This window comes from Micromonospora sp. PTRAS2 (genome assembly GCF_054052245.1).
In genome coordinates, this window is the sequence record NZ_JBSWBU010000007.1 from 77,062 (window position 1) to 89,289 (window position 12,228).

The 12,228-nt window shown below is 76.4% G+C and carries 12 protein-coding genes; 7 read left to right on the forward strand and 5 right to left on the reverse strand.

What is annotated here, in order from left to right; translation table 11 throughout:
• The first annotated feature begins 435 nt into the window (after positions 1 to 435).
• The 3 genes from lnt (at position 436) to ACVMYR_RS21695 (ending at position 3,491) form a co-directional block, all read left to right on the forward strand.
• A complete protein-coding gene (lnt, locus tag ACVMYR_RS21685) occupies positions 436 to 2,058 on the forward strand; it encodes an apolipoprotein N-acyltransferase (RefSeq protein ID WP_457122692.1) in 1,623 nt (540 codons plus the stop codon).
• 55 nt (positions 2,059 to 2,113) lie between these two features.
• Positions 2,114 to 2,908: a polyprenol monophosphomannose synthase gene (locus ACVMYR_RS21690; RefSeq protein ID WP_374199689.1), complete on the forward strand. Its 795-nt coding sequence runs from the start codon at positions 2,114 to 2,116 to the stop codon at positions 2,906 to 2,908.
• Positions 2,909 to 2,969: 61 nt separating this feature from the next.
• Positions 2,970 to 3,491 carry an FxsA family protein gene (locus ACVMYR_RS21695; RefSeq protein ID WP_457122568.1) on the forward strand — a complete coding sequence of 174 codons (522 nt, stop codon included), beginning with the start codon at positions 2,970 to 2,972 and terminating at the stop codon, positions 3,489 to 3,491.
• Between the two features lie 63 nt (positions 3,492 to 3,554).
• On the opposite strand, the gene ACVMYR_RS21700 is transcribed toward ACVMYR_RS21695, so the two are convergent.
• Positions 3,555 to 3,896: an RNA polymerase-binding protein RbpA gene (locus ACVMYR_RS21700; RefSeq protein ID WP_007070998.1), complete on the reverse strand. Its 342-nt coding sequence runs from the start codon at positions 3,894 to 3,896 to the stop codon at positions 3,555 to 3,557.
• Between the two features lie 331 nt (positions 3,897 to 4,227).
• On the reverse strand, positions 4,228 to 4,821 hold the full coding sequence (locus tag ACVMYR_RS21705) for a LysE/ArgO family amino acid transporter (protein ID WP_457122569.1): 594 nt from the start codon (positions 4,819 to 4,821) through the stop codon (positions 4,228 to 4,230).
• A gap of 69 nt (positions 4,822 to 4,890) precedes the next feature.
• Between ACVMYR_RS21705 and ACVMYR_RS21710 the strand changes: the two genes are divergently transcribed.
• Complete coding sequence (locus ACVMYR_RS21710; RefSeq protein WP_457122570.1) at positions 4,891 to 5,772, forward strand: LysR family transcriptional regulator ArgP; 882 nt, start codon at positions 4,891 to 4,893, stop codon at positions 5,770 to 5,772.
• A 32-nt stretch (positions 5,773 to 5,804) separates the two neighbouring features.
• Here the strand turns inward: ACVMYR_RS21710 and ACVMYR_RS21715 are convergent, their stop codons facing one another.
• Both ACVMYR_RS21715 and ACVMYR_RS21720 read right to left on the reverse strand, forming a co-directional pair.
• Positions 5,805 to 6,950, reverse strand: a complete 1,146-nt coding sequence (locus ACVMYR_RS21715) for a hypothetical protein (RefSeq protein WP_457122571.1) — start codon at positions 6,948 to 6,950, stop codon at positions 5,805 to 5,807.
• A 116-nt stretch (positions 6,951 to 7,066) separates the two neighbouring features.
• Entirely contained in the window at positions 7,067 to 8,407 is a 1,341-nt protein-coding gene (locus tag ACVMYR_RS21720) for an MFS transporter (protein ID WP_457122572.1), read from the reverse strand.
• A gap of 73 nt (positions 8,408 to 8,480) precedes the next feature.
• Here ACVMYR_RS21720 and ACVMYR_RS21725 point away from each other — a divergent pair, with 73 nt between their 5' ends.
• Positions 8,481 to 9,146: a TetR family transcriptional regulator gene (locus ACVMYR_RS21725; protein ID WP_439709635.1), complete on the forward strand. Its 666-nt coding sequence runs from the start codon at positions 8,481 to 8,483 to the stop codon at positions 9,144 to 9,146.
• A gap of 20 nt (positions 9,147 to 9,166) precedes the next feature.
• Here ACVMYR_RS21725 and ACVMYR_RS21730 read toward each other — a convergent pair whose 3' ends face one another.
• Positions 9,167 to 9,913: an SAM-dependent methyltransferase gene (locus ACVMYR_RS21730; protein ID WP_457122573.1), complete on the reverse strand. Its 747-nt coding sequence runs from the start codon at positions 9,911 to 9,913 to the stop codon at positions 9,167 to 9,169.
• A 149-nt stretch (positions 9,914 to 10,062) separates the two neighbouring features.
• On the opposite strand from ACVMYR_RS21730, the gene ACVMYR_RS21735 reads away from it, so the two are divergent.
• Together ACVMYR_RS21735 and ACVMYR_RS21740 are read left to right on the forward strand one after the other, a co-directional pair.
• Positions 10,063 to 11,382, forward strand: a complete 1,320-nt coding sequence (locus ACVMYR_RS21735; protein ID WP_457122574.1) for a flavin-containing monooxygenase — start codon at positions 10,063 to 10,065, stop codon at positions 11,380 to 11,382.
• The gene (locus tag ACVMYR_RS21740) at positions 11,379 to 12,206 is read left to right on the forward strand and encodes an SDR family NAD(P)-dependent oxidoreductase (RefSeq protein WP_457122575.1); all 828 of its coding nucleotides are present in this window, start codon (positions 11,379 to 11,381) and stop codon (positions 12,204 to 12,206) included. The genes ACVMYR_RS21735 and ACVMYR_RS21740 overlap by 4 nt, the downstream gene beginning before the upstream one ends.
• Positions 12,207 to 12,228: the final 22 nt, after the last annotated feature.

Here is a 12,228-nt window from a genome sequence, read left to right on the forward strand (position 1 = left end):
CCGTGGCGGGTGGGGCGACTGGCCGGGGCGGGTTGACAGGGGCCGGGGGGTGGCACGTACCGTCTTTGAGTCCTACTACGGGAAGCGGCTGTTGTTCGCTTCGTCCCTTCGTCCGCTGGCCGAGTGACCTTCGGGTTACGGCGGCCAGGTCCAGCGGGCGGGGGTCGGCGGGGCGGCGCGAACCGGCCGCGGTTACCGGTGTACGGGCAGGGTGAGGTGCGCGGCCAGTAGACAACGGCCAGGCGGGGGCAGCCAGTTTCCCGTCGGGTCGGTCCGAAGGTCGTTGTGCCTGATCCTCGCCCCACCGGCCGGGAAGGGCCTGGGAGCATCGGGGTGCGGCGTATGCCGCGCCCCGATTTCCGTTTCGCAGGTGGCGTCTGTCGCCGGCTTGTCGGGGTGGGGCGGGTAGCCTTCGGCGGTGTGATCGCAGGTGAGATGCCGGTGACGGCTGTCGCGCAGGACCCGTCGTATGCGCCCGTGGTGCGCCCGGGGGCGGGGCCGCTGCCGTTGCGGGTGGCCGTGCCGGTGGCGGTGGCCGCCGGGCTGGTGCTGTTGGTGGCGTTCCCCCCGTACGACTGGTGGGTGGGTGCCCCGGTGGGGGTGGCGTTGCTGGCGGCGGCGACGCACCGGCGTCGGGTGCGGGCCGGGGCGGGGTTGGGTTTCCTGGCGGGGTTGGCGTTGTTCGCGCCGCTGCTGGAGTGGACGAACCTGCACACGGGGATGCTGCCGTGGGTGTTGTTGTCGTTGTCGCAGGCGGCGGTGGTGGCGCTGCTGGGTGCCGCGTCGGCGTGGGTGTCGCCGGTGGTGGACCGGTGGCGGTGGGCGTGGCCGCTGGTGTGCGGGGTGTTGTGGGTGGGGCAGGAGGCGCTGCGGTCGCGGGCCCCGTTCGGGGGGTTCCCGTGGGGCCGGTTGGCGTTCAGCCAGGGTGATGCGCCGACGGTGCGGTTGGCGGCGTGGGGTGGGGCGCCGCTGGTGACGTTCGCGGTGGCCGCGGCGGGCGGTCTGCTGGTGGCGGCGCTGTGGCGGCCGTGGCGGGCCGGGGGTGCGCGGGTGCGGTGGGCGGCGGTGGGGCCGGCGGTCGCGGCCGTGGCGGTGCTGTCGGTGGGGTGGCTGGTGCCGGTGGGGGTGGCCGGTGGTGGGGCCACGGTGTCGGTGGCGGTGGTGCAGGGCAACGTGCCGCGGCTGGGGTTGGACTTCAACGCCCAGCGGCAGGCGGTGCTGAACAATCATGTGCAGGCGACGTTGGACCTGGCGGCGCAGGTGGCGGCCGGGCAGCGCCCGCAGCCGGACCTGGTGGTGTGGCCGGAGAACGCCAGCGACATCGACCCGTTGCGCAGCGCGGCGGCCGGTGAGCGTATCGGCGTCGCGGCGGCGGCGGTGCGGGCGCCGATCCTGGTGGGTGCGGTGCTGGTGGGGCCGGGGCCGGGGCAGAGCCAGAACGCGGGGATCCTGTGGCGGCCGGGGGCCGGGCCTGATCTGGAGCAGATGTACACGAAGCGGCATCCGGTGCCGTTCGCCGAGTACGTGCCGTTGCGGGACGTGGCGCGGATGATCAGCAAGGAGGTCGACCGGGTCCGCAGCGACATGGTGGCCGGTGACCGGCCGGGGGTCGTGGACGCGGGTGCGGTGACGGTGGGTGACGTGATCTGTTTCGAGGTGGCCTACGACGGGCTGGTGCGGGACACGGTCACCGGCGGGGCGCAGGTGCTGGTGGTGCAGACGAACAACGCGACATTCGACGTGGCGGAGGCGCGCCAGCAGTTGGCGATGGTGCGGTTGCGGGCGGTGGAGCACGGCCGTGCGTCGTTGATGGCGTCGACGGTGGGGGTGTCCGGGTTCGTCGGCGCCGACGGGCGGGTATCCGACGCCACCGGGTTCAACACCCGGGCCGTGGTGTCGCGGCAGTTGCGCCTCGGTGACGGGCGCACCCTGGCCACCCGGGTCGGGGTGTGGCCGGAGGCGGCGTTGGTCGCGGTGGCGGTGGCCGTGATGGCCGGTGCGGCGGTGCTGCGCCGGCGGCGTTCGAGCGCCGGACGGTCCCGGGTGACGGCGGGGTGACGGACGCGCGCCGGCGGTGCCGGCGCGCGGGGCGGGGGGAACGGTGGGTGCAGCGGTGGGCGTGCGAGCGCGGGCGGGCCGGGCGCCGTTGCGGCGGGTGCTGGTGGTCATCCCCACCTACAACGAGGCCGACAACGTGACGTCGATCGTGGCGCGGGTGCGGGCCGCCGCGCCCGAGGTGGACGTGTTGGTCGCCGACGACGCCAGCCCCGACGGCACGGGGGTCCTCGCGGATGCCCTGGCGGCCTGCGACGGGCGGGTGCACGTGCTGCACCGGGCCGGTAAGGAGGGGCTCGGCGCGGCGTATCTGGCGGGGTTCGCGTGGGCGCGGGAACGTGGCTACGACGCGGTGGTGGAGATGGACGCCGACGGTTCCCACGCGCCGGAGGACCTGCCGAGGTTGTTGGCCGCGGCGGCCGACGCGGACGTGGTGATCGGGTCGCGGTGGTGCCGGGGCGCACGGGTGGTGGGGTGGCCGCTGCGGCGGCTGCTGCTGTCGCGGTGCGGGAACCTGTATGCGCGGATGGCGTTGGGGATGCCGGTGACGGACGCGACGGGCGGATACCGGGTGTACCGGTTGGCGGTGTTGGACGCGGTGGACCTGGGGTCGGTGTGTTCGCAGGGGTATTCGTTCCAGGTGGAGTTGTCGCGGCTGGCGCATCGGGCGGGGGCGCGGATCGTGGAGGTGCCGATCACGTTCGCGGAGCGTCAGCGGGGGGCGAGCAAGATGAGCGGGTTGATCGTGGCGGAGGCGTTGTGGCGGGTCAGTGTGTGGGCGGTGCAGGATCGGCGGACGGCGTGGCGGCGGGGTCTGCACGGCACCGGTGACGGTCAGGTGCGGTGGCCGTGAGCGGCGGCGTGTCATGCTTGCTGCGGCAGGTGGTGGGACGCGACGCAGGCGATGGGGTGAGATGCGCCGAGGACTGAGGTTCGTGCCGGTGGCCGCGCTGGCGGCCGTGGTGGCGGAGCTGGCGGTGTTCGTGGGTGTCGGCCGGGCTGTCGGGTTCGGTTCGGCGGTGCTGCTGGTGTTCGCGGCGTCGCTGCTGGGGTTGGTGTTGTTGCGCCGGGAGGGCATGCGGGCGTGGCGGGGGTTCCGCGCTGCGGCGCAGGCGGGCGCGCCGCCGGGCCCGCAGGTCACCGACGGGCTGGTGGGGTTGCTGGGGGCGTTGCTGCTGGCGGTGCCGGGTCTGGTTTCCGGTGTGGTGGGGCTGCTGCTGCTGGTGCCGCCGGTGCGGCGGCTGGCGGGTGCGGGGGTGCGGCGGGCCACGGAGCGGCGGGTGTCGTCGATGGTGGCCGGTGACCTGTTCGGGCCGCGTCGGGTGCGGGTGCGTCGTGGCGACGCGGCGCCGTCCGCGCAGCCGGAGCCGCAGGAGCCGGAGCCGACGGTGGTCGACGGTGGTCGGGCCATCGAGGGCGAGATCGTCGAACGGTAGAGCGGCCACGCGAAACGCCCCCGCAAGGGTGATCCCTGCGGGGGCGTCGTCGTGGGTGTGGGGTCAGGCGCGGCCCCGGCGGGTGCGGACCTCCTGGAGCCGTTCGGCGAGGATGTCCTCCAGCTCGGCGATGGAGCGGCGCTCCAGCAGCATGTCCCAGTGGGTGCGCGGCGGCTTGGCCTTCTTCTGCTCCGGCTCGGTGCCGTCGACCAGGCGGGCGACGCTGCCGTCGAACTTGCATTCCCAGGTCGTGGGGACCTCGGCGTCGACGGCGAACGGCACCTCGAACTGGTGGCCCTTGGCGCAGAGGTACTCGCGGGTCTGACGCGGCGCGAGCTCCGTGTTGCGGTCGGATTCGTAGCTGACCGCGCCCAGACGGCTTCCGCGCAGCATACGCTCGCCCATGATCGACTTCCCCTCGTTCGTAGTGCTGGTCTTCAGGTCCAACGGTGTCTGTCGGCCGGGTCATTCCCGCCCCGCCGGGCCGCACCCCGCCGTGCGGGCGGGACGCGGCGAGCCCCGCCGCCCCTGCAAGGGTAGCCGGCCACGCCAGCTGCCCGGCGGGGTCGTCCCGGCCGGGCGAATCGGTGGAGGTGTTCGGCGGCTCACCGGGCATGCTACCCACTCCCCGGCGGGCGCGGGCGTCGACGCCCGGTGACGCGCCGGCCACGCCGCCGGGAGGCCGCTGGCCACCGGTCGACGCGCACCACGGGCGCGGGCGCGCCGGCGGCGCGGTTCAGCCGGTGACCAGCGACACCGCCACAACGACCATGACCGCGGCGATCGCCGCGTCCACGAACCGCCACGCCGTCGGGCGGGCCAGCAGCGGGGCCAGCCGGCGGGCGCCGACACCCAGGCCGGTGAACCACAGCAGGCTCGCCGTCGCCGCGCCGGCGCCGAACGCCCACCGGTTCGGGTCGTGGTGGGCGACCGTGCCGAGCAGCACCACCGTGTCGAGGTAGACGTGCGGGTTGAGGAACGTGAACGCCAGGCAGGTCAGCAGCGTCGCGCGCAGCGTGGCCGGCGGACGGTCGGTCGGGGTGAGGGCGGTGGGGCGCAGGACGCGGCGGGCCGCCAGCAGCGCGTACCCGCACAGGAACACCGCGCCGCCCCACCGGGCCGCCGTCACCACGGCCGGCGCGTCGGTGAGGACCGCGCCCAGGCCGGCGATGCCGGCGCCCATCAGCGCGGCGTCGGCGGCCGCGCAGACCGCCACGACCGCACCGACGTGTTCGCGGCGCAGCCCCTGGCGCAGCACGAAGGCGTTCTGCGCGCCGATGGCGACGATCAACGCGAGGGAGAAGCCGAACCCGGCCAGCACGGAACCCATGGCAGCGACCGTAGGGCGATGCGCGGCCACACTCCAGCTAAGGATTCTTCAGTACCGTTAGCATCGCTTATGGCCCTCGACCCGGTGCAGCTCGCGACGTTCCAGGCGGTCGTCGAGCAGGGCAGCTTCGACGCGGCGGCGCGGGTCCTGCACGTCACCCCGTCCGCGGTCAGCCAACGCGTCAAGGCGTTGGAGCAGGCCGTCGGTCAGGTGCTGGTGCGCCGGGGCCGGCCGTGCGTGCCGACGGCCGCCGGGCGGCCCCTGGTGCGCCTGGGCGGTCAGGTGGCGCTGCTGGAACACGAGGCCCTCGCCGCCGCCCGGGGTGGGCTCGGCGCGCACGCGCGCACCCGGGTGGCCGTCGTGGTCAACGCCGACTCCCTGGCCGGCTGGTTCCTGCCGGTCCTGGCCGCCGTGCCCGACGTCGCGTTCGAGGTGCACACCGACGACGAGGGGCACACCGCCGACCTGCTGCGCGACGGCACCGTGATGGCGGCGGTGACCGCCGAACGCGTCGCCGTGCAGGGCTGCCGGGTGCAGCGCCTCGGCGCGATGCGCTACGTCGCCGTCGCCGCGCCCGCCGTGGCCTCGGCGTGGTTCGCCGGGCGGGACCCCGGCGAGGCGTTCGCCGCCGCGCCGATGGTCTGCTTCAACCGCAAGGACACCCTGCAGCACCGCTTCGCCCGCGCGGTCGCCGCCGGGCCCGTCGACCCCCCGACGTCGTACGTGCCGGCGTCGGCGAGCTTCACCGAGGCGATCCGCCTCGGCCTCGGCTGGGGCCTGGTGCCCGAGGCCGTCGCCGACGTCGACGTCCCCGCCGGTCGGCTCGTCGCGCTGGCCGGCGGCCGGCACCTGGACGTGCCGTTGTACTGGCAGTGCTGGCGGCTGGAGTCGGCGGCGCTGAGCGCGCTGACCGCCGCGGTGCGGGCCGCCGCCGCCACCGCGCTGCGCTGACCCGCCACCGGCGGCCCGTCGCAGGGTGCCCGTCAGCGCGGCGGGGCGCCCAGCCGGGCCAGCGCGGTGGCGAGGTCGCTGACCTGGTCGACCAGTTGCGCCGAGCGGCGCAGCGCGGCGTCGCGTTCGGCCTCGGCCGCGCGTAGCCGTACCTCCAGCTCGCCGAGGCGGCCCTCGACGGCGGCGGCGGCCTCCCGCGCGGCCGCCGCCTGGGCGGCGGCCGTGTCGTGGGCGGCGGTGGCCTCGGCCAGCCGCGCCGCCAGCGCCGCCGCCTCCTGGCGGGCGGCCTGCGCCTGTGCCCGGGCGGCCTCGGCGTCGCGGCGGGCGTCGGCGGTGTCGGCGCGCAGCCGGTCGGCCTGCTCGCGGGCCCGCTGCGCGTCGGCGCGGGCGGCGTCGGCGCCCGCCGCGGCGGTGCGGGCGTCGGCGAGGGCCTGCTGCGCCTGCGCGTCGGCCTGCTCGGCCCGCTGGCGGGCCTGCGCCGCTGCCTCGGCGTCGCGGCGCGCGGCCTGCAGGGCGGCGTCGCGTTCGGTGATCAGGTCGGCGGCGCGTTGCCGCTGCGCGTCGCGTTCGCCGCGCATCGTGCGCAGCTCGTGGCGGGCCGCGTCGCGGTCCCGCTCGGCCTGCACCCGCAGCGCCTGCGCCGCGCCCGCGTCGCGGCGGGCGTCGTCGCGGGCCGTCTCGGCCTGCTCGGCCCGCTGCCGGTCGGCGGCCGCGTCGGCCTGCGCCGCGTCGGCGCGGGCGACGGCGGCGTCGCGTTCGGCGGCGGCCGTGCGGGCCTGCTGGCCGGCGCGGGCCGCGGCCGCCGCCGCGTCCTGGGCGTCGCGGCGGGCGTCGTCGCGTTCGGTGTGGGCCTGGGCGAGTTCCGCGGCGGTCTCCGCGCGCAGCTGCGCCAGCTGCCGCTGCACCCCCGCCGGGGACAGTTCGGCGTGCAGCGCCTCGGTGAGGGTCTGCACGATCTGGTCGAGGCGGTCCACCGCCTCCCACGTGCGGGCCACCTGACCGGGCAGGCCGGGGGCGTTGCGGTGCCGCATCCGGCTGTTGCGCGAGGCCCGCTGGCAGGCGCCGTCGTTGTCGCGGCAGTAGCGGAACGGCCGGCCCGCGCCGGCCCGTTGCGGCACGTCGCGCCCACAGTGGGCGCAGGGGCGGGTGTCGGCGGTGGGGGAGGGCTGGTCGTCCATCGAGGCGGAAGTCTAGCGACGGTGGCCACCCGGCCCGGCCGTGCCTGCGGCGGCAGGTGGTTAACAAGGGGCCCTTGCGCTACCGGAGGCGATAACAAGGGGCCCCTGCTTGCGCGTCAGCCGGCGGCGCGGGCGGCGCCGTCGAGGGTGTAGCGGCGTTGCAGCAGCACTGCGGCGAGCATCAGCGCCGCCGGCAGCAACCCGAAGCCGTAGCGGATCGCGGCCCCCGCCGTGTCCGGCTGGTCGATCACCTGGCCGCCGGTCGAGGCGACGAACCCGCCCGCGGTCAGGCACACCGCGTACGCGTAGGGGCCCAGCGCCGCGCCGGTGGCCTCGGTGGCCGTCCACACCCCGGTGTAGGTGCCCGCGCCGGTGGTGCCGGCGGCGCGGACGACGTCGGGCATCATCGCGAACGGCAGCAGCTGCATGCCGGCGAACGCGACCCCGAGCACCGTCACCGCCGCGACCAGGACGGGCAGGCCGGCGGGGGCGCCCACGGCGAGGACGAGCGACCCGGCCGCGAACGCGCCCTGCGCGACGAGCAGGGCCCGCTGCTTGCCGGCGCGGCGGGCCACGGCCAGCCAGCCCGGGGTGACCAGCAGCGCCGGCGCCACGAACGCGGCGACGAGCACCGTGGTCAGCGCGGGCCGGCCCAGCTCGTACTCGGCGTAGTACGGCACCCCGGCCAGCACCAGGTGCGTCGTGGTCGACATGGCCAGGTAGGCCGCGACCAGCCAGCGGAACTGTCCGTCGCGCAGCGCCGCCGTCAGCGCCCGCCAGCCGCCCGGCGCGTGGCGCTGCGCGGTGGTGCCGGCGGCCCGGCGTAGCCGGCCGATGCCGGCGACCCCGACCAGCATGGCGGCCAGGGCACCGCCGCCCAGCAGCAGGCCCATCCGCTGGTAGCCGCCGCGGGTCGCGGCGTCGCCGCCGGTCAGCAGCGGCGCGAGCAGCCCGGAGACCAGGATCCCGGCGGTGAGCACCACCATCCGGAACGCCATCAGCCGGGTCCGCTCGTGGTAGCCGATCCGCAGGTCCGCCGGGGTCGCCAGATAGGGCACCTGATAGGCGGCGAACAGCAGGTTCCCGGCGACGAACCAGGCCGCGACCCACGCCGCCGCGCCCACGCCGGTGAGGCCGCCGGGCACCGCGAACAGCGCGGCGAACGCCGCGGGCAGCGCGCAGCCGGCCAGCAGCAGCCGCCGCCGGTCGCCGCGGCGGGCCGACTCGGCGTCGCTGCGGTGGCCGACCCACGGGTGGACCAGCACGTCGACGACCTTCGGGGCGAGCAGCGCCAGACCGGCCAGCCACGGCGCCACGGCGAGCACGTCGGTGAGGAAGTACAGCAGCAGCAGCCCGGGTACGGTGACCCACACGCCCATGCCGAGGGAGCCGGCGGCGAAGCCGAGCAGGGGGCCGCGCGGCAGGTCCGTCGGGGGCGCGGGGGCCGGCTGGGTCATCGTGGGTGTCCTTTCGGCGGCACGCCGCCCGCAAATCCAACGGTTGCTGGATTGTAGGGGGACAATGGCGCCCATGACCATGCCCCGACGACGTCCCGGCCGACCCCGGCGTTCCGAGAGCCGGGACACCCGCGAGGTGGTGCTGACCGCCGCCACCGCGCTGTTCGCCGCCCGGGGCTTCGACGCCGTCGGGCTGCGGCAGGTCGCCGCCGCCGCCGGCGTCGACGTCGCCACGGTCTCCCACCACACGGGTACGAAGGCGCAGCTCTACGACGCCTGCTTCGCCCGAGTGTTCGTCGCCGAACGCGACGCCCTGCAGGCCGCGACGCGGGCGGCCCACGACGCCCTCGACACCGGGCCCGCCGCGGCCCGGGGGGCGCTGCACGACCTGGTCGACGTGTTCGTCGACTTCCTACAGGAGCACCCGCAGACCACCGCCCTGTGGCTGCGCCGCTGGCTGGAGCCGCACCGGCACGCCGACCTCGACGAGCGGTACTCCGCGCCGCTGTACGAGCTGGTGGAGCAGCTGCTGCAGGCGGCGGCCGCCGCCGGGGCGCTGGTCGAACCCACCCCGCACATCACGGTGCGCAGCCTGGTCTGGGCCGTGCACGCGCACGTGGTGGCGCTGGCCGCCGACGCGGCCTCGGCGCAGCGGGAACGCCAGGAGTTCCGCGCCTTCGTGCACCGGTTCCTCGACGGCCTCTACTGGGCCGGCGGGCAGCCGGGCGCACACGCCTGACGCGCACCGGCCGGCGGGCGTCAGCGCCGCATCAGCGCGAACACCCCCCACCCCAGGTGGGGTCGCTGGTAGCGGACGTAGCGCAGCGGCGCGGTGTCGAGTTCGGCGCGCAGCTCGCCGGCCAGTTCGTCGTCGGGGTGGGCGTCGAGCCAGCGGCGCACCGACAACCACTGCGCGGCGACGTAACGGTCCCAGCTGTCCTCGTCGGCCAGGACCATCTCCACCAGGTCGAAGCCGAGGCTGCCGAACAGGGCGACCAGGCCCGGCAGGTCGTGGAAGTCCTCCCGGGCCGTGGCGTGGCAGGCCGTCACCGTCGCCTCATCGGGCGGGTCGACCCGCCAGAACGGCTCGCCGATCAGCAGCAGGCCGCCGGGGCGCAGGGCGCGTTCGAGCAGCCCGATGGTGCCCGCGACGCCGCCGCCGATCCAGGTCGCCCCGACGCACGCGGCGACGTCGACCTCGACCTCGGCGGTGTACGTGGCGGCGTCGCCGTGCACGAACGCCACCCGCCCGGCGACGCCCAGCTCGACCGCGCGGGCCCGGGCGGCGTCGACGAAGACGGTGCTGATGTCGATCCCGGTGCCGGTCACGCCGTGCGCGCGGCTCCACTGGCAGAGCATCTCGCCGCTGCCGCAGGCCAGGTCGAGCAGGGTCGTGCCGGGCCGCAGGCGCAGGGCCCGGCCGAGGGTGGCGAGTTTCCCGGCGGTGAAGGGGTTGTGGATGCGGTGGTCGCGTTCGCGGATGACAAAGCTGCGTGGCAGGTCCACCGAAACACCTTCCCGGGACGTGAGGTCCGTAAGGTAACCGCGGCGCGCGGCGCCGTCGACCGCATTACGGGCCCGGACGCCTTGACGCCGGGCCACCACCCCCCGCATTATCCATCGAGTGTTGGATTAACGTGGGGGAGGACGACGACATGGGGCAACCCCCACGGGTCGCGGTGATCGGCGCCGGCGCCGCCGGCCTGGCCACCCTCAAAGCCCTCGCCGACGCCGGCGTGCCGGCCGTGGCCTTCGAGGCCACCGACACCGTCGGCGGCCTGTGGGTGTACGGGGCACCCGACTCGCCCGCCTACCGCACCCTGCACCTGAACACCAGCCGGACCCGCACCCAGTTCGCCGACCACCCCATGCCCACCCACTGGCCCGACTACCCCGACCACACCCGCGTCGCCGGCTACCTGCGCGACTACGCCCACCGCTTCGGTCTCCTCGACGCCGTCCGGCTGCGGCACACCGTCGTCGGGGTCACCCGCGGCCCCGACGACCGGTGGACCGTGCGGACCACCGGCCCCCACGGCACCAGCGACGTCACCGTCGCCGCCGTCGTCGTCGCCAACGGCCACAACCGGGTGCCCCGCCCACCCGCGCCCCCGCCCGCCGGCGACTGCACCGCCGAACAGCTCCACAGCCACGCCTACCGCGGCCCCGAGCAGCTCGCCGACCGGCGGGTCCTCGTCGTCGGCGGCGGCAACTCCGCCATGGACATCGCCGTGGACGCCTCCCACACCGCCCGGCGTACGCTGCTGTCGCTGCGCCGCGGCGTGTGGGTGGTGCCCAAGCACCTGCTCGGCCGCCCCTCGGACACCCTCAACGGGGCGCTCGCGCGGCGGCTGCCCTGGCGGCTGCGGCAGCGCATCAGCCAGACCCTGCTCACCGCCACCGTCGGCCCGCCCACCCGCTACGGGCTGCCCGCACCCACCCACGGCTTCCTCCAGGACCATCCCACCCTCTCCGACGGGCTGCTGTCGCGGCTGGCCCACGGCGAGATCGAGGCCCGCCCCGGCATCGCCGCGTTCCACGGCGACCAGGTCGAGTTCACCGACGGCCGCGTCGACGCCGTCGACCTGGTCGTCTGGTGCACCGGCTACCGCGTCGAGGTGCCGTTCCTCGACCCCGCGCTGCTCGGCGCCGGCCCCGACACCCTGCCGCTGTACCGGCACGTGTTCCACCTCGACGCCCCCGGGCTGGCCTTCGTCGGGCTGATGCAGTCCACCGGAGCCGCGTTCCCCCTGCTGGAGGCGCAGGCCCGCCTCGTCGCCGCCCGCCTCGCCGGCCGGTACGCTCCGCCGGCCCCGGCGGCCCAACGCGCCGCATGCCGTGCCGAACTGCGCGCCGCCACCGCCCGCTGGGGAGACCGCCGCCCGGCGATGCGCGTCGACTTCGACACGTACCTGGCGCAGCTGGGCCGCGAACTCGCCGCCGGCACCCGCCGCGCCGCCCGGGACGCGACGTGAGCGCCCTGACCGGCCGCCGGGCCCTCGTCACCGGCGCGTCCGGCACCTTCGGCCGGCACCTGTGCGCCGCCCTGCACGCCGCCGGCGCCCACGTCGTCGGCCTCGACCTGCACGCCCACGACGACCCCGACGCCCCCGTGCTCGGCGTCGACCTGACCGACCCGGCCGCCACCGCCACCGCCGTGACCGCCGCCGTCGACCGGCTCGGCGGCCTCGACCTGCTGGTCAACAACGCCGGCGTCGGCGGCCCCGCCCCCGCCGAGCTGCCCCCCGACGACACCGTGCGCCAGCAGATCGAGGTGAACCTGCTCGCCGCCTGGCGCACCACCGCCGCCGCCCTGCCCGCCCTCGTCGCCGACCGCGGCCGGGTGATCTTCGTGGCCAGCCGGATGGCGGTGCTGCCGCTGCCCCTGGCCGCCGCGTACGGGGTCAGCAAACGCGCCCTCGTCGCGTACGCCGACGCCTTGCGCCTGGAGGTCGGCACCCACGTCGGCGTCACCGTCGTCTACCCCAGCATGGTCGCCTCACCCATCCACGACAGCACCGCCCGCGCCGGGCTCTCCCTGACCGGGGTGTCCCGGCCCGAACCCGTCGAGGGCGTCGTCGCGGCGATCCTGCGCGCCGCCGCCGCCCGCCGCGCCCCGCGTGACGTGGCCACCACCGCCCGGGGCCGCCTCGAACTGGCCGTCGCCCGGCACGCGCCCGCCCTGGCCGACCGCCTCGTGCGGCGTACCGTCGCCGGGCGCATCGCCGCCGGTGACCTCGACGCCGCGCCCCTGGCCGCCGGCCTCGTGCGCCGCCACCGTTACCCCGGGACCCCCTGAACGCGGGCCCCGCGCCGCTCGC

Bases quoted from the DNA above. Each gene is read 5' to 3' on its own strand.
- lnt (WP_457122692.1), top strand. From the start codon at position 436: ATGCCGGTGACGGCTGTCGCGCAGGACCCGTCGTATGCGCCCGTGGTG.
- ACVMYR_RS21720 (WP_457122572.1), bottom strand. From the start codon at position 8,407: ATGACCCAGCCGGCCCCCGCGCCCCCGACGGACCTGCCGCGCGGCCCC.
- ACVMYR_RS21710 (WP_457122570.1), top strand. From the start codon at position 4,891: ATGGCCCTCGACCCGGTGCAGCTCGCGACGTTCCAGGCGGTCGTCGAG.
- ACVMYR_RS21705 (WP_457122569.1), bottom strand. From the start codon at position 4,821: ATGGGTTCCGTGCTGGCCGGGTTCGGCTTCTCCCTCGCGTTGATCGTC.
- ACVMYR_RS21695 (WP_457122568.1), top strand. From the start codon at position 2,970: ATGCGCCGAGGACTGAGGTTCGTGCCGGTGGCCGCGCTGGCGGCCGTG.
- ACVMYR_RS21725 (WP_439709635.1), top strand. From the start codon at position 8,481: ATGACCATGCCCCGACGACGTCCCGGCCGACCCCGGCGTTCCGAGAGC.
- ACVMYR_RS21700 (WP_007070998.1), bottom strand. From the start codon at position 3,896: ATGGGCGAGCGTATGCTGCGCGGAAGCCGTCTGGGCGCGGTCAGCTAC.
- ACVMYR_RS21735 (WP_457122574.1), top strand. From the start codon at position 10,063: ATGGGGCAACCCCCACGGGTCGCGGTGATCGGCGCCGGCGCCGCCGGC.
- ACVMYR_RS21715 (WP_457122571.1), bottom strand. From the start codon at position 6,950: ATGGACGACCAGCCCTCCCCCACCGCCGACACCCGCCCCTGCGCCCAC.